Annotated in this window: 21 protein-coding genes; 12 read left to right on the top strand and 9 right to left on the bottom strand. The window is 65.9% G+C overall.

Going from position 1 to position 23,084, the window contains the following annotated elements:
• The first annotated feature begins 35 nt into the window (after positions 1-35).
• Genes AC07M1_RS17625 through AC07M1_RS17610 form a run of 4 tightly spaced genes read left to right on the top strand, consistent with a single transcriptional unit; the run spans position 36 to position 2,606 of the window.
• Positions 36-323, top strand: a complete 288-nt coding sequence (locus AC07M1_RS17625) for a BolA family protein (protein WP_495163943.1) — start codon at positions 36-38, stop codon at positions 321-323.
• On the top strand, positions 320-763 hold the full coding sequence (locus tag AC07M1_RS17620) for an NUDIX hydrolase (protein WP_495163942.1): 444 nt from the start codon (positions 320-322) through the stop codon (positions 761-763). The genes AC07M1_RS17625 and AC07M1_RS17620 overlap by 4 nt, the downstream gene beginning before the upstream one ends.
• Entirely contained in the window at positions 760-1,662 is a 903-nt protein-coding gene (locus tag AC07M1_RS17615) for a pirin family protein (RefSeq protein ID WP_495163941.1), read from the top strand. The genes AC07M1_RS17620 and AC07M1_RS17615 overlap by 4 nt, the downstream gene beginning before the upstream one ends.
• A 59-nt stretch (positions 1,663-1,721) precedes the next feature.
• Positions 1,722-2,606: an alpha/beta fold hydrolase gene (locus AC07M1_RS17610; RefSeq protein ID WP_495163940.1), complete on the top strand. Its 885-nt coding sequence runs from the start codon at positions 1,722-1,724 to the stop codon at positions 2,604-2,606.
• A gap of 147 nt (positions 2,607-2,753) precedes the next feature.
• Here AC07M1_RS17610 and AC07M1_RS17605 read toward each other — a convergent pair whose 3' ends face one another.
• Both AC07M1_RS17605 and AC07M1_RS17600 read right to left on the bottom strand, forming a co-directional pair.
• A complete protein-coding gene (locus AC07M1_RS17605; RefSeq protein WP_495163939.1) occupies positions 2,754-3,134 on the bottom strand; it encodes a DUF6157 family protein in 381 nt (126 codons plus the stop codon).
• Entirely contained in the window at positions 3,131-4,195 is a 1,065-nt protein-coding gene (locus AC07M1_RS17600; RefSeq protein WP_495163938.1) for a DUF2332 domain-containing protein, read from the bottom strand. The genes AC07M1_RS17605 and AC07M1_RS17600 overlap by 4 nt, the downstream gene beginning before the upstream one ends.
• Before the next feature lie 86 nt (positions 4,196-4,281).
• Here AC07M1_RS17600 and hisG point away from each other — a divergent pair, with 86 nt between their 5' ends.
• From hisG to nusB, 3 genes are read left to right on the top strand one after another with little or no spacing between them, the layout of a single operon-like run.
• The gene (hisG, locus tag AC07M1_RS17595; RefSeq protein WP_495163937.1) at positions 4,282-4,941 is read left to right on the top strand and encodes an ATP phosphoribosyltransferase; all 660 of its coding nucleotides are present in this window, start codon (positions 4,282-4,284) and stop codon (positions 4,939-4,941) included.
• Positions 4,938-6,224: a histidinol dehydrogenase gene (gene hisD / locus AC07M1_RS17590; RefSeq protein WP_495163936.1), complete on the top strand. Its 1,287-nt coding sequence runs from the start codon at positions 4,938-4,940 to the stop codon at positions 6,222-6,224. The genes hisG and hisD overlap by 4 nt, the downstream gene beginning before the upstream one ends.
• 57 nt (positions 6,225-6,281) lie before the next feature.
• Positions 6,282-6,743: a transcription antitermination factor NusB gene (nusB, locus tag AC07M1_RS17585; RefSeq protein ID WP_495163935.1), complete on the top strand. Its 462-nt coding sequence runs from the start codon at positions 6,282-6,284 to the stop codon at positions 6,741-6,743.
• A 280-nt stretch (positions 6,744-7,023) separates the two neighbouring features.
• Here the strand turns inward: nusB and AC07M1_RS17580 are convergent, their stop codons facing one another.
• The 5 genes from AC07M1_RS17580 to AC07M1_RS17560 all read right to left on the bottom strand — a co-directional run bounded on the left by AC07M1_RS17580 (position 7,024) and on the right by AC07M1_RS17560 (position 13,359).
• Positions 7,024-8,757 carry a bifunctional metallophosphatase/5'-nucleotidase gene (locus AC07M1_RS17580; protein ID WP_495163934.1) on the bottom strand — a complete coding sequence of 578 codons (1,734 nt, stop codon included), beginning with the start codon at positions 8,755-8,757 and terminating at the stop codon, positions 7,024-7,026.
• A gap of 49 nt (positions 8,758-8,806) precedes the next feature.
• Complete coding sequence (gene murA, locus AC07M1_RS17575; protein ID WP_495163933.1) at positions 8,807-10,090, bottom strand: UDP-N-acetylglucosamine 1-carboxyvinyltransferase; 1,284 nt, start codon at positions 10,088-10,090, stop codon at positions 8,807-8,809.
• An 80-nt stretch (positions 10,091-10,170) separates the two neighbouring features.
• Positions 10,171-10,500 (bottom strand): ATP-dependent Clp protease adapter ClpS, encoded by a 330-nt coding sequence (gene clpS / locus AC07M1_RS17570; RefSeq protein WP_495163932.1) that lies wholly within the window; start codon positions 10,498-10,500, stop codon positions 10,171-10,173.
• Positions 10,501-10,688: 188 nt separating this feature from the next.
• On the bottom strand, positions 10,689-11,414 hold the full coding sequence (locus tag AC07M1_RS17565; protein ID WP_495163931.1) for a phasin family protein: 726 nt from the start codon (positions 11,412-11,414) through the stop codon (positions 10,689-10,691).
• Between the two features lie 91 nt (positions 11,415-11,505).
• Positions 11,506-13,359: a PHA/PHB synthase family protein gene (locus AC07M1_RS17560; protein ID WP_495163930.1), complete on the bottom strand. Its 1,854-nt coding sequence runs from the start codon at positions 13,357-13,359 to the stop codon at positions 11,506-11,508.
• 92 nt (positions 13,360-13,451) lie between these two features.
• Here AC07M1_RS17560 and AC07M1_RS17555 point away from each other — a divergent pair, with 92 nt between their 5' ends.
• Positions 13,452-14,657 carry an LL-diaminopimelate aminotransferase gene (locus AC07M1_RS17555; RefSeq protein WP_495163929.1) on the top strand — a complete coding sequence of 402 codons (1,206 nt, stop codon included), beginning with the start codon at positions 13,452-13,454 and terminating at the stop codon, positions 14,655-14,657.
• A 5-nt stretch (positions 14,658-14,662) separates the two neighbouring features.
• Positions 14,663-15,079, top strand: a complete 417-nt coding sequence (locus AC07M1_RS17550) for an acyl-CoA thioesterase (RefSeq protein ID WP_495163928.1) — start codon at positions 14,663-14,665, stop codon at positions 15,077-15,079.
• 42 nt (positions 15,080-15,121) lie between these two features.
• On the opposite strand, the gene AC07M1_RS17545 is transcribed toward AC07M1_RS17550, so the two are convergent.
• A complete protein-coding gene (locus AC07M1_RS17545) occupies positions 15,122-15,622 on the bottom strand; it encodes a winged helix-turn-helix transcriptional regulator (protein ID WP_495163927.1) in 501 nt (166 codons plus the stop codon).
• A gap of 145 nt (positions 15,623-15,767) precedes the next feature.
• Here AC07M1_RS17545 and AC07M1_RS17540 point away from each other — a divergent pair, with 145 nt between their 5' ends.
• The 3 genes from AC07M1_RS17540 (at position 15,768) to AC07M1_RS17530 (ending at position 20,249) form a co-directional block, all read left to right on the top strand.
• On the top strand, positions 15,768-16,079 hold the full coding sequence (locus AC07M1_RS17540; RefSeq protein ID WP_495163926.1) for a CC_3452 family protein: 312 nt from the start codon (positions 15,768-15,770) through the stop codon (positions 16,077-16,079).
• Between the two features lie 116 nt (positions 16,080-16,195).
• On the top strand, positions 16,196-18,283 hold the full coding sequence (locus AC07M1_RS17535; protein WP_495163925.1) for a RelA/SpoT family protein: 2,088 nt from the start codon (positions 16,196-16,198) through the stop codon (positions 18,281-18,283).
• 133 nt (positions 18,284-18,416) lie between these two features.
• Positions 18,417-20,249, top strand: coding sequence for a DUF885 domain-containing protein (locus tag AC07M1_RS17530; RefSeq protein WP_495163924.1), 1,833 nt, complete (start codon positions 18,417-18,419; stop codon positions 20,247-20,249).
• A 183-nt stretch (positions 20,250-20,432) separates the two neighbouring features.
• Here the strand turns inward: AC07M1_RS17530 and AC07M1_RS17525 are convergent, their stop codons facing one another.
• Entirely contained in the window at positions 20,433-22,967 is a 2,535-nt protein-coding gene (locus tag AC07M1_RS17525) for a TonB-dependent receptor (RefSeq protein WP_495163923.1), read from the bottom strand.
• Positions 22,968-23,084 lie beyond the last annotated feature (117 nt).

Below are 23,084 nucleotides of genomic sequence, written 5' to 3'. Positions count from 1 at the left end.
CGAACTCCGGGCGGAAAACCGCCTATATAGGTGCGATGACCAATCCCGCCACCGGCCCCGCCGCCACAGAAATCACCGCTCGCCTCACCGCAGCGCTCACCCCGTCGAAGCTCGACGTGATCAACGACAGTGCCAAGCATCGCGGCCATATGGGCGACGATGGCAGCGGCGAATCGCACTTCACCGTCGTGATCGAGAGCGCAGCCTTCACCGGAAAATCCCGCCTCGACCGCCAGCGCATGGTCAATCGCGCGTTGGGCGACATCATGGTCGAGCGCGTCCATGCCCTCGCCATCCGCGCGACCGCGCCGGGCGAGGCATGAGCGAACGCACCCCTCGTCCCGCGTCGCGCATCCTGCTGACCGACCCGGCCGGGCGTGTGTTGCTGTTCCGCTTCACGCCGGACGATCGCCCGCCCTTCTGGTGCACGCCCGGCGGCGCGCTCGATCCGGGCGAAAGCTATCCCGATGCCGCCCGGCGCGAACTGCGTGAAGAGACGGGGCTAGACCTCGATTGCGGCCCCGAAGTCGCGCGCCGACAGGTCGAGTTCGTGACGATCGAAGGCGTCCCGGTCAGCGCCGACGAACGCTATTTCGCGGTACGCACGGACATCACCGCGATCGATAGCGAAGGCCATACCGACCTCGAACAGCGCGTGATGCGCGAATGGCGCTGGTTCGACCGCGCCGAGCTGCAACACCACGACGAACCCTATTTCCCCGAGGACCTCGGGGCGATGCTCACCCTGACGGAGGCACGATGATGACCGACGATCTCTTCACCCAGACCATCCTGCCGACCACCCACGATCTGGGCGGGTTCAAGGTCCATCGCACCCTGCCCTCGCGCCCGCGCACGATGGTCGGCCCGTTCATCTTCTTCGACCAGATGGGGCCCGCGCATCTCGATGTCGGCACCGGCATCGACGTCCGCCCGCATCCGCACATCAACCTCGCCACCGTCACCTATCTCTTCGCCGGCGCGATCGACCATCGCGACAGCATCGGCACCTTCGCGACGATCGAGCCGGGCGCGGTCAATTTGATGACCGCGGGCAACGGCATCGTCCATTCGGAGCGCTCGCCCCAGGCCCAGCGCGACGCTGGCCCCGAACTCTCGGGTATCCAGACCTGGCTCGCGCTGCCCGAGCGGTTCGAGGAGATCGACCCGGCGTTCGAACATGTCGCCGCCGCGAACCTCCCCATCGTCGACAGCGGCAACGCGCGCGCACGGGTCATCATGGGCTCGCTCTGGGGCGCGAGTGCCCCGACCACAACCTATGCCGGCACCATCTACGCCGATATCGAGCTGGCATCGGGCGCCAGCGTGCCGATCGACGCAGAAGCCGACGAGCGCGCCATTTATCTCGCCATGGGTCAGGCCTCGATCGATGGCTGGGAGCTGGAACCGCAGACCCTCTACGTCCTGCGCCCCGGCATCGCAGCGACGCTGCGTTCGTCGAACGGCGGCCGCGTCATGCTGTGCGGCGGCGAGGCCTTCACCACCCCGCGCCACGTCTGGTGGAATTTCGTCTCGTCCGACCGCGACCGCATCAACCAGGCCAAGGAGGACTGGAAGGCCGGCCTCTTCCCCACGGTCCCCGGCGACGACAAGGAATTCATTCCGATCCCCGAAGTGCCCAAGACGATCAGCTACCCCTGAGGGCTTGATCGCGGCCTCGCACCCCGCCATACCCCATCTTCGAAAATATGGAGAGGCACATGGCGGGTTTCGAGCTTCAGCGGATCGCACTGCCCACCGGCGTCGAACTCGACGTCGCCACCGCGGGCGACCCAGCCGCGCCGGCGATCGTCCTGCTCCACGGCTTTCCCGAATCGCACCGCACCTGGCGTCACCAGATCCCCGAGCTGGCGAAGACCCATTTCGTCATCGCCCCCGATCAGCGCGGCTTCGCCCGTTCGTCCAAGCCCGAGGGCGCGGAGAACTACACCCCCGACAAGACCGTCGGAGACCTGATCGCGCTCGCCGACCATTTCGGCAAGGACCGCTTCGTCCTGATCGGCCATGACTGGGGCGGCGCGATCGCCTGGATGGCCGCACTCCAGCACCCGAACCGGGTCGAGCGGCTGGTCATCGTCAACGCCCCCCACCCCTTCGTCTTCCAGAAATCCTTGTTCGACGACATGGAGCAGCGCGCCGCCAGCCAGTATATCCGCCTCTTCCGCAATACCGGCCTTGAAGTGCAGCTTGAGGCGATGGGCCTCGGCACCTTCTTCGACACCACCTTCGCTCGGCACGCCGATCCCGCCTTGCTCGCGCCCGAACGCGACGCCTATCTCGACGAATGGGGCCAGCCCGGCGCGATGACCGCGATGCTCAACTGGTATCGCGCCAGCGCCATCGTCGTCCCCGGAATGGACGAGACGCCCGAACGCCCCGCCTTTCTCGACGGCCCCTTCCCGCCGCTTCAGATGCCGGTGCTGGTGATTTGGGGCATGGGCGACAAGGCCTTGCTTCCCGTCCAGCTCGAAGGGCTCGACCAGCTCGTCCCCGACCTCAAGGTCGTGCAGGTTGACGCCGGCCATTTCGTCCCATGGGAAAATCCCGAGGCCGTCAACGCCGCGATCCGCGACTGGATCGACTAGGCCCAGTCGATACTGGCAACCGTCACCCCGGCCTTGTGCCGGGGTCCACGCAGCCTCCTGGACTGAACCAAATCCTCATTTCCGACGCGTGCCTCACGGTGGCCCCCGGTACAAGGCCGAGGTGACGAACAAAGATGTCGACCCATCCTAACGGCTCCGCCGCACCCCCGGCGTCTTCTTCACCGCCGGATCGGCCAGCAGCCGCGCATAGTCCTCGCTCTCCATCGCCACCAATGCGATACGCCCCTCGCCATCATGATGAACGCCCCAGCCGAACTGCTTGACCAACGGTGACACGCGCAGGCAAGCCTGCGGCTTGGCGAAGAAGCCGGTGCGGTCTCTGTCCCCGCCCCGCGCGAGATGCGCGGCATGCAGCAGATCGTCGCTGGTCATCGCATAGGGCTTGGTCGCCAGCAGCGCGTGCTGCACCTGCGCGACGGAGCCCGGCTTCTCGGGAATCGTGCCCGTCGTCACCGGCGTGTCCGGCGATGCGGTGATCAGCGTATCGCGATAATTGGTCGTCTTCATGCTACCCACTCCGCCCATGCACCGTGCGGGTGCGCCTTGCCCAGCAAGTGTGGCTCAGCCCCACCCGGCCAATATCGCACCACCAGTTCATGCTGCAGCGTCTGGCGGTTCGCCTCCAGCATGATCCACGCCATGGGCCGCTCGGCACTTGCTCGTGCCCCCGCTTCCTCCATCGCCGCGGTGATCCGCGCCCGCCGCGCATCGCCCAGATACTGCCAGACGATCGAGTGCATCAGCACGCGCGTCGTCCCTGCTGCCTGCGGCCGCGCCAACCGCGCCTCGACGAACTCCGCCGCATCGGCCTGCGCCAGGTCGGGTTTCTTCTCTCCCGCCGATTGCGCGGCGAAATCCAGCCGAGCGAACCGCTCGGTGTGTTCGCGCCACACGAATGCGCGCAGCCGCAGCAGCTGCGCCGGATCGGTGAGATCGACCGGCGCGACATCGCACCCCTTGATCGACTCGAATCCCCAGCCCGCCGGAACGCCTGGCGGCGGCAGTCCCCGCCAATCGGGCGCGATCCGCATTCCCGACTCCACCGGCCCGACGCCCACCCCGCCCAGCTCATAGCGATAGCGATCGATCATCAAATTGATACCAGCGCTCGACCCGATCTCAAGGCACTCGAAACGTGGCGGCAGTCCCTGCCCTGCCAGCCAAAGCATCGCGGCGACATAGCCCCATGACCGCCCTGCCTCATTGGTCTGCGGCGGCCCGTCGAGCCACGGCAAGAGCTCCGCGTCGTGACGCGCGATCGCCTCGCCCACCAGCCGCTCGGCATCGGCCAGCGCATCAGGCTCTCCCGCATAGAGTGGCGCCAGTACAGGCTCAGCCCCGCTCAGGTTGAGGGCATGCAGCCCCGCCGCCGCGCGCAGCGGCAGCGCATCGGCCATCGGAATCCCCGGCCACTCGCGGATCGCCTTCAGAAAGGCGCCGGGGCCGTCGAGATTGGCGAGAATTCCCTCAACCACGCGCATGGTGATCGTCCCGCCATTCGCGCGGCAATAATCGACCTGATTGGCGAAGGCCGCCCGCACGTCGTTCGAGGTCATCCAGTCGCGCATCGCCGCTATCCTCCGCCGAATCTCCCGCGCTTGTTGCGCCCGCACGCCCCCCCAAGTAAAGGCGCGCAGCCTCAGAGAGTCAGCCGATGTCCGAACCGATTATCCTCGCCGTGCCCAAGGGTCGCATCCTCGAAGAGGCGCTTCCCCTGCTCGCGCACGCCGGGATCATCCCCGAACCGGCCTTTGTCGATGAAAACAGCCGCGCGCTGCGCTTCAAGACCAACCGCCCCGACATCGACTTGATCCGCGTCCGCGCCTTCGACGTCGCGACCTTCGTCGCCCACGGCGCGGCGCAGCTCGGCATCGTCGGCTCGGATGTGCTCGGCGAGTTCGCCTATTCTGAGCTCTACGCACCGGTCGATCTCGGCATCGGTCATTGCCGCCTCTCAGTCGCCGAACCGGCCGAGCTTGCCGCGACCGACGATCCGCGCGGCTGGAGCCATGTCCGCGTCGCGACCAAATACCCCTCGCTTACCCGCCGCCATTTCGAGGCGCGCGGCGTACAGGCCGAGTGCATCAAATTGAATGGTGCGATGGAGCTGGCGCCCCTGCTCGCGCTAGCTCCACGCATCGTCGACCTTGTCTCCTCGGGCCGCACGCTCAAGGAAAACGGGCTGGTCGAGGTCGAGACGATCATGGAAGTGTCGAGCCGCCTCGTCGCCAACCGCGCCGCGTTCAAGACGCGGGCCGAGATCGTACCTTTGGTCGATGCCTTCCGCCGCGCGGTCGAGGCGAAAGCAGCATGATCCGGCTCTCCACCTCCGAACCCGGTTTCGCCCAGGCATTCCGCGAGCTGGTCGATGCCCGTCGCGAAGCCGATGCGGATGTCGCCCGCGACGTCCGCACGATCGTCGCCAGCGTCCGCGACGAAGGCGATGCCGCACTCCACGCCTTCACGCGGAAGTTCGATCGCCACGACCTCAACGAAACCGGCTGGCGGATCGAGAAGGCCGATTGCGTCGCCGCGTACGACGCGCTCGAACCCAAGCTGCGCGATGCGCTCCAGCTCGCCGCCGACCGCATCGCCGCCTATCACGAGAAGCAGAAGCCGGCCGACAGCGACACCACCGACGCCGTGGGCGTCCGCACCGGCGCACGCTGGCAGGCGGTCGAGGCCGCCGGCGTCTACGTTCCTGGTGGCCGTGCGGCCTATCCCAGCTCGGTGCTGATGAACGCGATCCCGGCCAAGGTCGCCGGCGTCGATCGCCTCGTCATGGTCACACCGACCCCGAATGGCGAGGTCAATCCGCTCGTCCTTGCCGCCGCGCATATCGCCGGGGTGGACGAGATGTGGCGCATCGGCGGCGCCCAGGCGATCGCCGCGCTCGCCTATGGCACCGGCCGCATCGCCGCGGTCGACGTCATTACCGGTCCCGGCAATGCCTGGGTGGCGGAGGCCAAGCGCCAGCTCTACGGCGTGGTCGGCATCGACATGGTCGCCGGCCCCTCCGAAATCGTCGTGGTTGCCGACGGCAAGAACGATCCCGAATGGATCGCCGCCGACCTACTCAGCCAGTCCGAGCATGACCCCACCAGCCAGTCGATCCTGCTCACCGACGATGCGATCTTTGCCGGCAAGGTCGCCGAGGCGGTCGACCGCCAGATCGGCACGCTCTCGACCAAGGCGGTCGCACGCCAAAGCTGGGATGCCAACGGCGCGATCATCCTGACCGGTTCGCTCGACGAGGCGATCCCGCTGGTCAACCGGCTCGCCCCCGAGCATCTGGAACTCGCCTGCGACGATCCCGACGCGCTGTTTGCACGTGTGCGCCACGCCGGCTCGGTGTTCCTCGGTCGCATGACGCCCGAGGCGATCGGCGATTATGTCGCCGGACCCAACCACGTCCTCCCCACCGGCCGCCGCGCACGCTTCGCCAGCGGCCTGTCGGTGCTCGACTTCATGAAGCGCACCAGCTTCCTCGCGCTCGACGCTGCCGGCCTCGCCGCGATCGGCCCCGCCGCCGTTGCGCTGGCCGAGGCGGAAGGGCTGCCTGCGCACGCCGCCAGCGTGGCGAAGCGACTGGGCTGAAACATACACGTCGCCAGGGGGTGACGCGCGAGGCGACCGTGCCTATATGCGCGCGCCATGCCTAGCCCAATTGCCAAGACCCGTTCCAAAGCCCGCGCCGCCGCGCGCCTCGCCGCCGTCCAGGCGCTGTATCAGCAGGAAATGGAGAACACCCCGCTTCCCCAGCTGCTCACCGAATTTCATCAGCACCGGCTCGGCGCGACGATCGAGGACGCGGAATATATCGATGCCGATCCCACCTTCTTTGACGATATCGTCAAGGGCGTCGATGCGCGCCGCGATGAGATCGACGCGTTGATCGCCTCCAAGCTCAGCAGCGACTGGAGCTTCGACCGGCTCGATCGCCCGATGCGCCAGATCCTGCGCGCCGGCACCTATGAGCTGCTCGCGCGGCAGGACGTGCCCACGGGCGCGGCGATCAGCGAGTATCTCGATGTCACCGCCGCCTTCTATGATCGCCGCGAAAAGGGCTTCGTCAACGGCCTGCTCGACGCCATCGCCAAGGCGGTACGGAGCTGACCACGCCAGGTCGCCGTTAGTCCATCACCCCGGCCTTGTGCCGGGGTCCACGTCGCCACCGGGCGATGCGGTCCAGGCTCCTGTCCATGCCTCGACTACGCCTTGCAATGTTGGATTGCGTTTGTTCGTCTGCGATCGCGCCGGATGCCGTCCGGCCCGCTCTTTGACACCTAGAATCCTGTCCGCGCACGCCTGACACCCGCACGAAAAACATGCCTTTCGTGTCAACTTGCCCTCAGAGACGTGTCAACTTCGCTCATTTTGGGTAGGCACTGTCAACTTAGCGCGGCGTGACATCCTTCGCCCGACCGAGCGCCGGCGGATCGATCACCTGCCCCCGCGCGAACAAGACCTCCAGCGCGTCGAGGTCGAGCATCCCGCCCGCGACGTCCTTGCCCGCCTTGAAGCTGGTGAAGCCGTCACCGCCGCCGCCGAGGAAGCTGTTCACGGTCACGCGATAGACCGCGTCGTCGCGCATCGGCTGACCGCCGATCATCGGCGCGATGATCCGTTGCCCCTCGGGCCGTGACAGGTCGTAGCTGTAGGTGAGGCCGGCCGGGAACAGCAACGCCGTGCCATCGGTCTTGGCGAATTGCTGCTCCAGCACCGCCCGCAGCTGCGCCCCGGCCATCTCCTTGACCTGCAGGTTATTGCCAAAGGGTTGGACGGTGTAGATGTCGCCGAACGTCACCTTGCCGTCGGTCGCCGCGATCGAGGCGCGCACCCCGCCCGGGTTCATCAACGCCACCTGCGCCCCGCTCGCTCGCGTCGCCGCCAGCTGCGAGTCGGCGATCAGCAGGCCCAGCGGCGACTCCTTCATATCGTCATGCTCGTCGCGCAGGATCGGCGCCGACGCCCTGCCCACCACACGCCTGGCACGCGGCTCCGCCGCCGCCGCGTAGCGCGCGACGTGCGACGCCACCGCCGGATCGGCGGCAAAGGTCGGGAACGCCGCGCTCGGCTTCACAGGTCCCGCGCTGCTGTTCACGCCATCGCCTTGCACGATCACCTGTGCCGCGCGCTTGCCTGTCACCCGCTTCGTCACCGGATCGAAGCTCAGGTCGATATCGGTCAGCATCACGCCGTTATTGCCCGCGCTGGTCAGCAGGAGCGGCTTGGCGGGATTGGTCGCCGCATAGTCGCAGATATAGGCGCGGTGGGTATGGCCCGACACGATCACGTCCACCGCCGGGGTCAACCGCTGGGCGATATCGACGATCGGTCCGGACAGGCCCTCGCACTTGGCGGGCTGGTCGTTGCGGGCGGGATAGCCGCCCTCATGCACCAGCATCACTACCGCGTCCGCGCCCTTGGCCTTGAGATCGGCCGCGAGCCGGTTCGCGGTCTCCGCCTCATCGGCGAAGGTGATACCCTTGATCCCCGCCGGATCGACATAATTGCCGGTCAGCCGCGTCGTCAGCCCGATGAACCCGATCATCACCTTGTCGCGCCCGCTGCCGAAGCTGCGCAGCGCGGTTCCGGGCAAAAGGCTGGTGCCGTCCGCCTGGATCGTGTTGCCGGCAAGATAGGTATAGCTCGCGCCCTTGAACGGTTCGATCTGGCACGGCTCGACCTGGGTCAGCTTGGCGCAGCCGCCGCTCTGGAGGCGCTTCAGCTCCTGCGCCCCACGGTCGAACTCATGATTGCCCGCCGCGTTGATCTCGAGCCCGGCCATGCTCAGCGCCTTGACCGTCGGCTCGTCGAGGAACAGCGAGGACACGAGCGGGCTGGCACTGGTGAGGTCGCCCGCCGCCACCACGACGCTATGCGCCACCTTCGCCTTGAGCGACTTCACCGCCGTCGCGAAATAGGCTGCGCCGCCCGCCGGCACCTTGGCCACCGAACCATCGGCCGCCTGTACGTCGATCGCCCGCCCCGGCGTTTCGAGCGCGCCATGGAAATCGTTAAAGGCGATGATCTTGACCGTCACCGGCGCAGCCGGGCCATCGACCCGATGCTGCGCACAGCCAGCCAGCGCCAGCGCACCCAGCGCCGTCACAGTGATCCGCTTCATTCGATTGCTCCCGCGAGTCGTGTCGTGACCGCGGATACCAGCGTGAACTTCAGCCGTCACCGACACGTTCGATGTCCGCGCCAACGCCCTGCAATTTCTCTTCAAGGCGCTCATAGCCACGATCGAGGTGGTAGATGCGGCTGACCTGGGTCTCGCCGTCGGCGATGAGGCCGGCAAGGATCAGGCTCATCGATGCGCGCAGATCCGTCGCCATCACCGGCGCGCCGACAAGCTTGTCGACCCCATGCACCACCGCGGTCCGCCCCCGCACATCGATGTTTGCTCCCATGCGCGTCAGCTCGGGCACATGCATGTAGCGGTTCTCGAAGATCGTCTCTGTCAGCACGCTCGCGCCTTCGGCCTTGCACAGCATCGCCATGAACTGCGCCTGCATGTCGGTCGCGAAGCCGGGGTACGGCGCGGTCGACAGCGTCAGCGGCTTGAGCGGGCCATTGGCGGCGATCCGCACGCCATCGGTCTTCTCCTCGACGGTCACGCCCGCCTCGACCAGCGCGTCGAGCGTCGCGCGCATGTCGTCGGCCTTGGCGCCCTGAAGGAACACGTCACCACCGGTGATCGCCGCGGCACAGGCATAGCTGCCCGCCTCGATCCGGTCGGGCATGACCTTGTAGGTCGCGCCGTGCAGCCGGTCGCGCCCTTCAATCGTCAGCGTCTCGCTACCGATCCCGTCGATCGACGCGCCCATCGCCACCAGCAGGTTGCAAAGGTCGACAATCTCCGGCTCACGCGCAGCATTTTCCAGCACCGTGGTGCCGCGCGCGGTAGCCGCGGCCATCAGCGCATTCTCGGTCGCGCCCACAGATACCACCGGGAAGCGATAGCGTCCGCCCGCCAGACGCCCACCCGGCGCGGTCGCCTTGACGTACCCCGCCGCTAGTTCGATCTCCGCGCCCATCGCCTCGAGCGCCTTCAAATGCAGGTCGATCGGCCGGTTGCCGATCGCGCAACCGCCGGGAAGAGAAACCGTCGCTTCGCCGGCGCGACCGAGTAGCGGACCGAGTACCAGGATCGAGGCGCGCATTTTCCGCACGATGTCGTAGGGCGCGACGGTCGAGGTCAGGCGCGAGGCGCGTACCGTCAGGACGCGGCCGAAATCGTTGGGGCGAGTTCCCTCGATCGCGGTCGATGCGCCGAGTTCGTTGAGCAGATGCCCGAACCCGTCGGCGTCGGCGAGCCGCGGTAGATTGCGCAGCGTCAACGGCTCGTCGGTCAGCAACGCGCAGGGCATCAGCGCAAGCGCCGAGTTCTTCGCGCCCGAGATGGCGATGGTTCCGGAAAGGCGCTTGCCGCCGCGAATGAGAATACGGTCCATCTGCGGGCTTCTATCGACTCGCGGGCGCCACGCAAGCGGGTGACGTCAACGGGTCAGCGCACAGCCCCGCTCGGGCCGGCTCAGGCCTTCTCCAGCGTGCACTGGAGCGGATGCTGGTTCTGGCGGGCGAAGTCGATCACCTGCGACACCTTGGTCTCCGCGACCTCATAGGTGAACACGCCGCACACCCCGACGCCGCGCTGGTGGACGCTGAGCATCACTTGGGTCGCCTGCTCCATGTCCATCTTGAAGAAGCGCTGGAGCACCAGCACGACAAACTCCATCGGTGTGTAATCGTCGTTGAGCATCAGCACGCGATAGGGCGTCGGCTTCTTGGTCTTGGCGCGCGTGCGCGTGGCGACGCCGGTTGAAGCGTCACCGTCGTCGTCGCGGTCGGCATCGTCTGCCATCGAAATCGGATTGAGCGGCACTGTCATGAGGATTGCAAAAATATGGCACCGGTGAATCGAGGGCAAGGGCGCTAACCCTGATTTTGTTCTTTGTGGTGCGGTACCGGCCCGCTCCTCCACCGGATCCACAAAGCAAAAAGGGCGACCGCTTGCGCGGCCGCCCCATTTGTTCGTTGAATTCCAGGCAATTACGCCGCGGTCTTCACCTTCTCGACCGCAACCGCGACGCGGTTGGAGATCGGCTGCGCGGCGTCGCCGGCGAGCTTGATGAAGGCTTCGGTGTTCTTCGAGGTCTCGGCGACGACCGAGTCGAAGACCGAGCGGGCATAGTCGCTCTGCAGCTTGAAGAAGTCGGCCGGGGTCTTGACCGCCGACAGGCTCTTCAGCGTCGCGGTCGCGTTCTCGAACGACTTGCGGCTATACTCGGCGGCGTCCTGACCCAGGGTTTCGAAGCCCTTGGCGGCGATCTTGCCGCTCTCGACGAGCGCTTCGACATTGCCCTTGGCGAATTCGGTGAACTCACCGGCCAGCTTGGTGTTCTTCTCGACGGTCGCCTTGGCGCGCTCGTTGAAGTCGGCGAACAGAGCCTGGGTCTTTTCGATCGTGTTTTCCATGATGTCAGTTCCCTTGGTTGCGGTTTCCGCCATCTTGGGGGCGGTGTCTTCGATGATTTCAATGACCGGCGCGGCGATTTCCTCGACGGTCGGGGCAAGCGTCTCCGCCACTACTTCGGCGGGCTGGGTCACGGTTTCGATCGCCGGCTCGACAGCCGGGGTATCGATGACGGGCGCCGCTTCAGCGACGACCGGTTGAGCCTTCGGCGCTTCAACCTTCGGCGTCGCCGCCTTGGGCTTGCTTACCGGAGTCTTCGCGACCGGCTTCTTCGCACCGGCACGTGGAGCCTTGCTGGCCATTGAACGTCCTCGCAGCGATTGTTGCGATGCAGCATATACGCTTCGAAAGAGACGGTTTCAAGACGGATTTTTGTGCAGCGCACAAAAAACCTCACCGGGTCTTCACATATTGCCCGGGAGCATCGCCAAGCTCTTCTTTTAACTTGGGAATTCTTGACCCCTTTGCGGCGGAACGCGGATCGCCGAACCCGTCGATCCAGCCCATCCAGTCGGGCCACCAGCTGCCCTTGGTCTCGGTCGCACCCGCAACAAACTCCTCCAGAGTCGCGACGGCGGTCTCATTGGTCCAATACTGATATTTCTGCGCGGAGGGCGGGTTGACCACCCCGGCGATGTGTCCAGATCCGGCGAGGACGAAACGCAGCGGGCCCGCGAAATGCTCGGTGATCTTCCACACGCTGCGCGCCGGGGCGATGTGGTCCTCACGTCCCGCCTGGATATAGGCCGGGGTCGCGACCTTGCTCAGATCGACCGGCGTCGAGCCGATGCTCAGCGCCCCAGCCTGGGCGAGCAGATTGTCGCGATAGAGGTCCGCCAGATAGCTCGCATGCCATTTGGCCGGCAGGTTGGTGACGTCCGAGTTCCAGTGGAGCAGGTCGAACGGCATATAGTCTTCGCCGAGCAGATAGTTGCTCGACACATAATTCCAGATCAGGTCCCGGCCGCGCAGCAGGTTGAAGGTCGCCGCCATATAGCGCCCGTCGAGGAACCCGTCGGTGGTCAGCGACTGAATCAGCGCCAGCTGCTCGTCATCGACAAAGACATTGAGGTCGCCCGCCTCGCTGAAATCCACCTGAGCGGTGAAGAAGGTCGCGCTCCTGACCTTCTCGGCCTGCCCGCGCGCAGCCAGCACCGCCAATGTCGCGGCGAGCGTGGTACCGGCGACGCAATAACCGATCGTGTGGACGGCATCGACGCCGAGCAGCTCACGCACACTGTCGATCGCGTCGATCTGTCCGCGCTCGACATAATCGTCCCAGACGATGTCGGCCATCGACGCATCGGCGGACTTCCAGGAGACGACGAACACCGTCAGCCCCTGCTCCACCGCCCAGCGGATGAAGCTCTTCTCCGGACTGAGATCGAGGATGTAGAAGCGGTTGATCCAGGGCGGGAAGATCAGCAGCGGCGTCTCGATCACCGTATCGGTGGTCGGCGAGTACTGGATCAGCTCGTAGAGCGGGGTGCGCTTGACCACCTTGCCCGGCGTCATCGCGATATTCTCTCCCAGCGCAAACGCGCCCTCGGCGGCCTGGGTCATCTGCCCCTTGCCCATATCCTTGAGCATGTGAGCAAGGCCCTTGAGCAGGCTTTCGCCCTTGGTCTCGACGATCTTCTCGAGCACCACGGGGTTGGTCGCGGGGAAGTTGGACGGGCTCATCGCGTCGATGAAGCCTTGCGTGGCGAACCGCGCCTGTTCTTTCTGCTTGGGCGTCAGCCCCTCGATCGAATCCACGCCCTTGAGCAGATGATCCGATACGGTGAAATAGCTCTGGCGGATGAAGTCGAACACCGGCTGTTCGCGCCATTGCGGCGCTTTGAAGCGTTTGTCGCGGGCCTGTTCGGGGGTTTCCTCGAAAGCCCCCGCCTTGGACGGGTCGAGGAAACGCTGCCACAACGTCATCGTATCGGCCCAGAAATCGGCGCCCGCGCGCATCGCCGCGGCAGGATCGACCGGCGGCACCGACGGCATCTGCGGCATCGAAGGCATCGGCGGCGCCTTCGCCATCAGGTCGAAGCCCTGCTCCATCAGCATCTGCTGCGCACGGCCCCAGACCCAGGTCCAATGCTGAAGGTCTTCTAGGTTCGGCGTCGCAACAGCCTCAGGCTCGGGGGGCGACGCAGCCTTGGCCTTGGTGTCCGGCTTGCTGGGCTTGGCGGCGGGTTTGCGGGGTTTGGTGGATTTCGCAGCCTTGGGAGCCGCCGTCTTTTTCTTTTCCGCCACCACTCGCCTCTCCTCTGGCACCCATGCCCGGTCCCTGTATAACGGCCCCGCGCATCCTGCGCGACCTCAAGAGGAGCTCACCGAGAAATACGATGTCCGAAGAATTCTACCGCATGAAGCGCCTGCCGCCCTACGTCATCGCCGAAGTCAACGGGATGCGGGCAGCGGCACGAGCGGCGGGTGAGGACATTATCGATCTCGGCATGGGCAATCCCGACCTGCCGCCACCCCAGCATGTCATCGACAAGCTGTGCGAGGTCGCACAGAAGCCATCGGCCCACGGCTATTCGCAGTCCAAGGGCATCCCCGGCCTGCGCCGCGCCCAGGCGAACTATTACGGCCGTCGCTTCGGCGTCGATGTCGACCCCGAGACCGAGGTCGTCGTGACGATGGGGTCCAAGGAAGGGCTGGCCAGCCTCGCCACCGCGATCACCGCGCCCGGCGACGTGATCCTGGCGCCGAACCCGAGCTATCCGATCCACACTTTCGGCTTCATCATCGCAGGCGCGACGATCCGCGCCGTGCCGACCACGCCTGACGAGCGCTATTTCGAGAGCCTCGAGCGCGCGATGAACTTCACCGTGCCGCGCCCAAGCATCCTGGTGGTGAACTATCCGTCGAACCCGACGGCGGAGACGGTCGACCTCGCCTTTTACGAGCGGCTCGTCGCCTGGGCGAAGGAGAACAAGGTCTGGATCATCTCCGACCTCGCCTATTCGGAACTTTATTACGACGGCAAACCGACCGTCTCGATCCTGCAGGTGCCGGGCGCGAAGGACGTGGCGATCGAGTTCACGTCGCTGTCGAAGACCTATTCGATGGCCGGCTGGCGCATCGGCTTCGCGGTCGGCAACAAGGATCTGATCGCGGCGATGAGCCGGGTGAAATCCTATCTCGACTATGGCGCGTTCACGCCGATTCAGGCCGCCGCCTGCGCCGCGCTCAACGGGCCGCAGGACATCGTCGAGAAGAACCGCGAACTCTATCACAAGCGCCGCGACGTGCTGGTCGAAAGCTTCGGCCGCGCCGGCTGGGACATTCCCGCCCCGCCCGCGTCGATGTTCGCCTGGGCGCCGCTGCCGCCGGCGCTCGCGCATCTGGGCAGCCTCGAATTCTCCAAGCAGCTCCTGTCCCACGCCAAGGTCGCGGTCGCGCCCGGCGTGGGTTACGGCGAAAATGGCGAAGGCTATGTCCGCATCGCCATGGTCGAGAATGAGCAGCGCCTGCGCCAGGCGGCGCGCAACGTACGCAAGTATCTCCAGTCGATGGGCGTCAATACCGGCGTCAAATCGGCCTGACGGATATGGGACGCGAAGGCTTCGACTTCTCGACGCGCCTTCGCGTCCGCTATTCCGAGATCGACGGGCAAAAGGTCGTCTTCAACTCGCGCTATCTTGAATATGCCGATGTCGCGCTCAGCGAATATTGGCGCTGGCTGAAGCTCTCCGAACTGCCCGAATGGGACGGCATGGAATTCCACGTCGCCCGCGCCACGGTCGATTTCAAGGCGCCCTTCCGCTACGGTGACGAGATCGACGCCTGGGCCCGGACCGAGCGGATCGGCACGTCCAGCCTCACCAGCCGGGTCGAGCTCTGCCACGCCGAAACCGGCGCGCTCCACACCGTGATCGACCTGGTCTACGTCAATGTCGATCTGGAGGCCGGCACGTCCGCACCAGTACCGTCGGCGATCCGCCGGCGCATGCTTCCCGAAGACTGATCCGCCCGAAGATTGATCCGATTGCCGCGATTCGCGGGAAAGCTACTCCGCCGCCTGGGCGGCATTGCGCCCCTCGCCCGCGACATCCTCCGGCAGCGACCAGAGCAGGTCGTGCTTGGTCAGCGTGCGGCCGTCATGGCTCAGTACCTGAACCGGTGCGATCCGCCGGTGATCGCGGGCATCGACCAGCACCGGCGTCGCGGGCATGCCGGTCTCCCAGCGCTCGCCCCATTGGCGCAGCGCGACCATCGTCGGCAGCAGCGCGAAGCCCTTGTCGGTCAGCCGGTATTCGACCTTGCGCCGGTCGTCATCGCACGTCTGGCGCGCGAGGATGCCGTGATCGACCAGCCGCGCCAGCCGGTTGGCCAGGATGTTGCGGGCAATGCCCAGTTCCGACTGGAATTCCTCGAAATGATGCAGGCCGTTGAACGATCCGCGCAGGATCAGGAAGGACCAGCGCTCCCCCATCGCCTCAAGCGCGGCGGGCAGGCTGCAGTTGGCGGCCAACTGACGAAGCGGTTCTCGCAGTCCATTCTGACCCATAACCGACGAACCTACTCCAAATTCCCTGGTGGACAAACCGCTTAAGTTACCGCAATGCAGCACCAGTTTCCGTTTGCAACCTAAAGTCTAAGCTAGTAAGTTGCGATTCGCAACCTTTGTTGCCTGCCCCAGGGAGAATATCATCATGACCCGCCTCGTCTCGCTTGCCGCCGCCGCGCTGTCGGTCGCGGCGATCATGCCCGCCGCCGCGTTCGCCCAGTCGGGCGGCCATTATGCCGCGACCGCGGTGGAAGCGCCCGGCAAGAACAGCTTCGTCACGCAGAACACGATCTGGAAGTGCAAGGACAGCGTCTGTACCGCGCCGCGCGCCGGATCGCAGGACAAGATCATGTGCGAACGCGCCGTTCAGCGCATCGGCACCCTGTCGGCCTTCACCGTCGCCGGCACCGCGTTCGATGCCGAGGCGCTCGCCGCCTGCAACGCGCGCGCCAAGTAAATCTTGCGACGCTAAGTCACACCAAAGCCACACTGAAACGGGCATCGGCAACGCCGGTGCCCGTTTTGCGTTGAAACTTATTGCAAAGCAGCAGTCCGCCGCACCATCTTGGCGTGGTGTTGCGTCAATATGAACTTGTCGATCGGGTCCTGAGCTACGATCCCGAAGCGGATGAAGCGCTGCTCAACCGCGCTTACGTCTTCTCCATGCACGCGCATGGCAGCCAGAAGCGCGCGTCGGGCGATCCCTATTTCAGCCACCCGATCGAAGTCGCGGGCATATTGACCGACCTGCACCTCGACGACGAGACGATCGTCACCGCGATCCTGCACGACACGATCGAGGATACGGTCGCGACGCCCGAGGAGATCCTCGCCCGCTTCGGCCCCAATGTGGCGCGGCTGGTCGACGGGGTCACCAAGCTGTCGAAGATCGAAGCGCAGACCGAGAATGAGCGCGCCGCGGAGAATCTCCGCAAATTCCTGCTCGCCATGTCGGACGATATCCGCGTGCTGCTGGTCAAGCTCGCCGACCGGCTGCACAATATGCGCACGCTGCACCATATTCCGAAGCCGGAGAAGCGCCGCCGCATCGCGCGCGAGACGATGGATATCTATGCCCCGCTCGCCGAGCGGATCGGCATGTACGAATTCATGACCGAGATGCAGACGCTCGCCTTCCGCGAGCTCGAACCCGAGGCCTATGAATCGATCACCAAGCGGCTTGAGGCACTCAAGGTCGAGGGTGAGGATCGCATCGCCAAGATCGGATCGGGCTTCAAGCTGCTGCTCTCGCGCGGCGGCGTCGACGCCGACGTGTCGGGACGCGAGAAGCACCCCTATTCGATCTGGAAGAAGATGTCGGAGCGGCATGTCAGCTTCGAACAGCTGTCGGACATCATGGCGTTCCGCGCGACGGTCGGGAGCGAGGAGGAATGCTACCGCGCGCTCGGCATCATCCACCGCCGCTGGCCGTTCGTGCCTGGGCGGTTCAAGGACTATATCTCGACGCCCAAGCGCAACGGCTATCGTTCGCTGCACACCACGGTGATGCATGCCGGCGATACCCGCGTCGAAATCCAGATCCGCACGCAGGAGATGCATGCCCAGGCCGAACACGGCCTCGCCGCGCACTGGGCGTATAAACAGTCGGGCGTGCGCCCCGACACGCAAGTCCGCTGGATCCAGGACCTGGTCGAGATTCTGGAGACCGCCGAAAGCCCCGAGGAGCTGCTCGAGCACACCCGGATGGCGATGTATCAGGATCGGATCTTCGCCTTCACCCCCAAGGGCGAGCTGATCCAGCTGCCCAAGGGCGCGACCCCGATCGACTTCGCCTATGCCGTCCACACCGACCTCGGCGATCAAGCGGTGGGCGCGAAGATCAACGGGCAGGTCGTTCCGCTGCGCACCGAGATCGAGCAGGGCGACCAAGTCGCGATCCTGCGCTCGAAGGCGCAGCGACCTCAGGACAATTGGCTGAACTTCGCGATCACCGGCAAGGCGCGCGCGGCGATCCGCCGGCATCTGCGGCACAAGGAACGCGACGAGACGATCGTGCTCGGCCGCAAGCTCTACGACGACATCGTCCGCCGCCTGCCCGTGCCGATCGGCGAGGAAGCGCTGGGCGCCGCGCTGACGCGCCTCAAGCTCGACGATGCCGACGCGCTGATGGAGGCGATCGCGCGCCGCAAGCTGTCCGACATCCAGGTGATGGAAGCGTTGATGCCGGGATCGACCGAGGGCGACCTTGCCCCCCTCCCCGCCGCACGCGAGCCGATCTCGATCAAGGGCCTCACCCCCGGTGTCGCCTTCACCCTCTCCCCGTGCTGCCATCCGATCCCGGGCGACCGTATCGTCGGGGTGCGCCAGCCTGACGAGCCGATCGAGATCCACCAGATCAGCTGCCCGAAGCTCGACAAGGTCGAGGACAAGGACTGGATCGACATCGGCTGGGGCGACAAGGCCGAAGGTGGCACCGCCCGTATCGCGGTGACGGTCAAGAACGAGCCTGGCGCGCTGGGCGCGGTCGCGACCCTGCTCGGCCAGCACAAGGCGAACATCCTCAATATCCGCTTCGACACGCGCGACACCACGTTCCATACCAACATGATCGATCTGGAGGTACGCGACGCGGCGCATCTGATGAAGCTGATCGGTGCCCTGCGCGCGGCGGATGCGGTGAGTTCAGCCGAGCGAGCCTGATCTTCGGCCCGGACGCGGCCGAGCGCATGTCGTTCGCAGGATCACGGTTGCAATCTCGAAATCGATTTGCTTGCTTTCGCCGACGCGCGGCTCCCCGCCGTTTCTGCGCCCGTCAGCCCGAAAGGACACTCACTTGGATCGCCGCACCTTCCTCGCCTCCGGCACCGCGACCGCCGCCCTCGCCGCTTCTCCGGCTACGGCCCGCGCGCTGCAAGCCGCCGCGGCGAAGCCCCCGGCCGGGCCGGGCGACGCCGGTCTCAACGCGATTTTCGACGACGTTCTCAAGAAGACGATCCAGCGCTCGCCCGAGCTCGCAACTTCGATCGGTTTCGACAAGGGGCCAGGCGCGGCGCTCAAGCGCCAGCTGACCGATCGCTCGCCCGCCGCCAAGGCGAAGGCGCAGACCGAGATCAAGGACGCGCTCGCCCGGATCGAGGGGGTCGATCCCGCAACGCTTTCCGAAGCCTCGAAGCTCGACCGCGAAATCGTCGCCTATTCGCTCAAGACCCAGCTCGTGCCCCGCGAGCGCTTCGATCTCGACGCGGTGATGCGGCCGTTCGCGATCTTCCAGCAGGGCGGCATCTATTTCTCGATGCCCGATTTCCTCAACACCACGCACACGATCGCGACCAAGGACGATGCCGAGGCGCTGCTGTCGCGGCTCGAGCAGATGGGACAGGCGCTCGACTACAACACCCAGGAGCAGGCCGACCTCGGCAAACGCGGCGTGGTCGCACCCGACTTTTGCCTCGATCTGACGATCGACCAGATGCAGAAGCTGCGCGCGCCGGCCGCGATCGACAACACCATCGCCCGGTCGCTGGCCCAGCGCACCATGGCAAGGGGTATCCCCGGTGCCTGGCGCGCGCGCGCCGCCAAGATCATCGACGCGTCGGTCTATCCGGCGCTCGATCGTCAGATCGCGTTGATCAAACAGCAGCGCGCCAAGGCACGTACCACCGCCGGCGTATGGGACGTCCCGCAGGGCGCCGACATCTACGCCGCAGCGCTGATGCAGGCGACCACGACCAACTTCACCCCCGACGAAGTCCATAAGATCGGGCTGGAGGAAGTGGCGCAGATCAGCGCCGAGCTCGACAAGATCCTCAAGGTGCAGGGACTGACCAAGGGCAGCGTCGGTGAGCGGCTGACCGCGCTCAACCAGCGCCCGGACCAGCTTTGGCCCGATACCGCCCAGGGCCGGATCGACCTCATCAAGTCGCTCAACGTCGACAATGAAAAGGTCGGCAAGCTGCTGCCCAAGATGTTCATCGATCCGACCAAGGCGCCGCTGGAGATTCGCGCGGTGCCGGTCGAGATCCAGGACGGCGCGTCGAACGGTTACTACAACCGTGCCGCGCTCGACGGGTCGCGCCCCGCCATCTACTTCATCAACCTGAAGAGCGTCGGCGACTGGCCCAAATACACCCTGCCCTCGCTGACCTATCATGAAGGACTGCCGGGCCATCATCTCCAGATCAGCACCTCGCAGGGTGCCGAGGGGCCGATGATCCGCAAGTTCAGCTTCTTCGGCGCCTATTCGGAAGGTTGGGCGCTCTATGCCGAGCAGGTCGCCGACGAACTGGGTGCCTATGCCAGCGACCTCGAGCGCGCGGGCTATCTCCAGTCCTTCCTGTTCCGCGCCGCGCGGCTCGTCATCGACACCGGCATTCACGCGAAACGGTGGACCCGCGAGCAGGCGACAGATTACATGGTCAACACCGTCGGCTTCGCCCGCCCGCGTTCGCAGCGCGAGATCGAGCGCTACTGCACCCAGCCGGGGCAGGCGTGCAGCTACAAGATCGGGCACACCAGCTGGGTCCGCGCGCGCAAGAAGGCGCAGGAGATCGCCGGTGCGAAGTTCGACCTCAAGCGCTTCCACGAGGTGATCCGCCGCGGCGCCGTCCCGCTCACCACGCTCGAGCGGCTGGTCGAGGAGGACGCACGGCGGATGGCGGCGGGATAGGAAGCGCTGGCAGCTGGACGGGGATCGGCCTTCCCCGTCCAATATCACTCGTCACCCGGCCTTGTGCCGGGGTCCATTCGGCCTCACCTGCCGATCTTTCGACTCTAGTGCAGGCCTCGCCTCCGCGTGGACCCCGGCACAAGGCCGGGGTGACGGCGGGAGGTTATGGGCGCCGTATCCCGCCTACTTTCCCCCGAGCCGCAGCGTCAGCGAGGCGCCCCACATGCGCGGTTCGCCCGCGATGAAGGTAGGCAGGCCGAGGCCGTCTCCGGTGTTGCCCGCGTCCTTGATGTATTCCTTGTCGAACAGGTTGGTGACGAACCCCTCGATCCGCCAGCGGCCATTGGCGGTCTCGATTCCGATCCGCGCGTTGACCGTCGCATAGGCGCCCTGCGTCTCGTCCTGGATCGTGTCCGGGATCAAGTTGCCGGTCTGGAGGCGCGCCAGATCATTGTCGTCGTCGAAGAACACGCTCGACTGCCAGGTCACGTCCGGGGTGAAGTCGATCGCGGCCGGCCCGACATCACCGCGCAGCGTCACGCCCGCCGATGCGCTGTGGTCGGGCGACAGGCGGAAGCGGTTGCCGTCACGGGCACCCGATTTAAAGCGGCTATGGTTATAGGCATAGGTCGCGAACAGATTGACCCAGTCCGCCGGGTTCCAGCGCAGCTGACCCTCGAAGCCATAGCTCTGCGCCTTGCCGGCGTTGACCGTGACGAAGGTCGTGCCGACCTGCTCGGTCGTCTGGAAGTTGCTGTAGTCATAGTAGAAGAGCGACCCGTCGAGGAACAGGGTACGGCTCAGAAGCTCCGTCTTCAGGCCGATCTCGAAACTGTCGACGGTTTCGGCGGGCAGCAGGTTGAAGCGTGCCGCGCCGCCCGGTGCCGCGGGCGGGGAGACGCCGAGCACTTCGGGCCGGCGACCACGCGCATAATTGGCATAGACGCTCGCCTGCGGGGTGAACTCGTAACGCGCGGTCGCGCGCCAGGTGAACCCGCCGCTGTCGTTGGTCTGTGCGAACAGGTCGCCATTGTTCGTGGTCGGCTGCAGCCCGAGGCCAAAGAACGGCACCGGATAGAGCGCCGATTGCGGAATATTCGCCGCGCCCGGCGCCGCGAGTGCATTGAGCAAGGCGCTCCGCGTCGGATCGGCCTGGCTGAGCGCGCCGATGAACCCGCCCAGGATCGATCGGCCATTCTGGACGGAAGCGGTGTAGCTGGTCCGCTTGTCGTCGCGGCTGTAGCGGATGCCGCCGCCGATCTCGAAGCCGTCGGTCACCTCGAACGTCACGTCCGCGAACAGGTCCCACGCCTTGGTACGGCTGAAATTGGTGCTGGTCTCACGATGCGCGCTCTTGAGGTTGGCGGCGATCGCCTGGGCAAGCGGCGCGGACAGCGCATAGCCGCGCGCCGCCGCAACACCCTGAAGCAACTGGCCGGTGAATGCGGTGTTCGAGAAGAGCGCGATGGGTGCCGGATCGGTTGCCGGGCGACCGGGGATCGCACCGCCGCCATTCAGCGTGTTGGTGAGACGCGCCAGCGCGACGCGCTCATCGAACTGGGCGGGTGTGCGCTGGTGCCCGTTCTCGTAGAAATAGGTCGCGCCGACAAAGCCCTTGAGCGGGCCGCCATTGTCCCAGCTGAGACGTAGCGTCGCCATCGTCTGCTTACCCGCGGCATCCTCCGCCGCGGTCAGCGCGGGGAGCGAGATGCCGTCGGCGTCGAAGATCTCCGTGCCGCTGAACGCACGATAGGCGAGCGTGCCGTTGAGCGAGAAACCGTTGCCCAGTTCGGCATTGGCGATGCCGGTGACGCCCCACACCTCACGCTCGAGACCGAGACGCTTGCCGCCCTCGAACCCCGGACCGGCGGCGAGCGCCGCACCGGTATTGCGGCCGCGATTGCCGATCACCGCGCCGGTGATCGTGTCGGTCGGGTTGTACGCGATCGACTTGAACGCGGTGCCCGTCGCGCGATCGGTCTGGTAGTTGCCGATCAGGTCGAAGGTGAAACCGGCGGGTTCCCAGCGCAGGCTGCCGCGCACCGCCTCGCTCTCGATCCCATTGAAGTCGCGGCCGCCGAGCAGATCCTCGACAAAGCCGTCGCGCTTCTTGACGCGCGCGGCGGCGCGGATGGCGAGGTCCTCGGTCAGCGGAATATTCCAGGTCCCGTCGACGCGATACATGCCATAGCTGCCACCCGATGCGCGCAGCATGCCGTAACCGGCCTTCGGGTCGGCCTTCGCCTGGATCAGGTTGACCGCACCGATCAGGGCGCCACGGCCGTAGAGGGTGGATTGCGGCCCCTTCGCCACCTCAACCCGTTCCAGATCGAACAACTCGACATAGGAGCCGCGCGACTTGGAGATCGAAACCCCATCCTGGAAGACCGAGACGCGCGGCTCGTTGAAGGAACTGCCCGAGTCCGAGGTGATGCCGCGCATCACGAAGCCGGGATTGTTGGGCGACTGGTTCTGCACCTCGAAGCCAGGCACGTAGCGCGAGAGGGCGTCGAACTCCTGGATGTTCAGCCGCTCGAGGAAACGATCATCATAGGCGGTGAGCGCGAAGGGCACCTCGATCGGGCGCTGTTCGACAAACTGCGCGGTGACGACCACATCGTCCACCACCGGCTCCACCGGCGCGTCCTGCGCCAGAGCGGGGGTCGCGGCGAGCGCGATCGGGCTGGCGAAGGCAAGAAGCGGGAAGCGGATCGACATGATGGAAGCCCCTGTTGACGCGGACGGAATGCCCATGCCCGGCTCCATGTCGGCATTTGGTGACGAACCTGTTGCAGCGCACCATCGCGCCAAAGAAAAATGCCCGCCCCGGGGCTG

It is taken from the genome of Sphingomonas sp. GW821-FHT10C01 (genome assembly GCF_059415525.1).
Note: the sequence above shows the minus strand (reverse complement) of the source record. Positions and strands in the feature narration are given on the sequence as shown.

Excerpts from the sequence above, each read along its gene's own strand:
- AC07M1_RS17625 (WP_495163943.1), top strand. The coding sequence starts at position 36 with ATGACCAATCCCGCCACCGGCCCCGCCGCCACAGAAATCACCGCTCGC.
- AC07M1_RS17620 (WP_495163942.1), top strand. The coding sequence starts at position 320 with ATGAGCGAACGCACCCCTCGTCCCGCGTCGCGCATCCTGCTGACCGAC.
- AC07M1_RS17615 (WP_495163941.1), top strand. The coding sequence starts at position 760 with ATGATGACCGACGATCTCTTCACCCAGACCATCCTGCCGACCACCCAC.
- AC07M1_RS17610 (WP_495163940.1), top strand. The coding sequence starts at position 1,722 with ATGGCGGGTTTCGAGCTTCAGCGGATCGCACTGCCCACCGGCGTCGAA.
- AC07M1_RS17605 (WP_495163939.1), bottom strand. The coding sequence starts at position 3,134 with ATGAAGACGACCAATTATCGCGATACGCTGATCACCGCATCGCCGGAC.
- AC07M1_RS17600 (WP_495163938.1), bottom strand. The coding sequence starts at position 4,195 with ATGCGCGACTGGATGACCTCGAACGACGTGCGGGCGGCCTTCGCCAAT.
- hisG (WP_495163937.1), top strand. The coding sequence starts at position 4,282 with ATGTCCGAACCGATTATCCTCGCCGTGCCCAAGGGTCGCATCCTCGAA.
- hisD (WP_495163936.1), top strand. The coding sequence starts at position 4,938 with ATGATCCGGCTCTCCACCTCCGAACCCGGTTTCGCCCAGGCATTCCGC.
- nusB (WP_495163935.1), top strand. The coding sequence starts at position 6,282 with ATGCCTAGCCCAATTGCCAAGACCCGTTCCAAAGCCCGCGCCGCCGCG.
- AC07M1_RS17580 (WP_495163934.1), bottom strand. The coding sequence starts at position 8,757 with ATGAAGCGGATCACTGTGACGGCGCTGGGTGCGCTGGCGCTGGCTGGC.
- murA (WP_495163933.1), bottom strand. The coding sequence starts at position 10,090 with ATGGACCGTATTCTCATTCGCGGCGGCAAGCGCCTTTCCGGAACCATC.
- clpS (WP_495163932.1), bottom strand. The coding sequence starts at position 10,500 with ATGGCAGACGATGCCGACCGCGACGACGACGGTGACGCTTCAACCGGC.
- AC07M1_RS17565 (WP_495163931.1), bottom strand. The coding sequence starts at position 11,414 with ATGGCCAGCAAGGCTCCACGTGCCGGTGCGAAGAAGCCGGTCGCGAAG.
- AC07M1_RS17555 (WP_495163929.1), top strand. The coding sequence starts at position 13,452 with ATGTCCGAAGAATTCTACCGCATGAAGCGCCTGCCGCCCTACGTCATC.
- AC07M1_RS17550 (WP_495163928.1), top strand. The coding sequence starts at position 14,663 with ATGGGACGCGAAGGCTTCGACTTCTCGACGCGCCTTCGCGTCCGCTAT.
- AC07M1_RS17545 (WP_495163927.1), bottom strand. The coding sequence starts at position 15,622 with ATGGGTCAGAATGGACTGCGAGAACCGCTTCGTCAGTTGGCCGCCAAC.
- AC07M1_RS17540 (WP_495163926.1), top strand. The coding sequence starts at position 15,768 with ATGACCCGCCTCGTCTCGCTTGCCGCCGCCGCGCTGTCGGTCGCGGCG.
- AC07M1_RS17525 (WP_495163923.1), bottom strand. The coding sequence starts at position 22,967 with ATGTCGATCCGCTTCCCGCTTCTTGCCTTCGCCAGCCCGATCGCGCTC.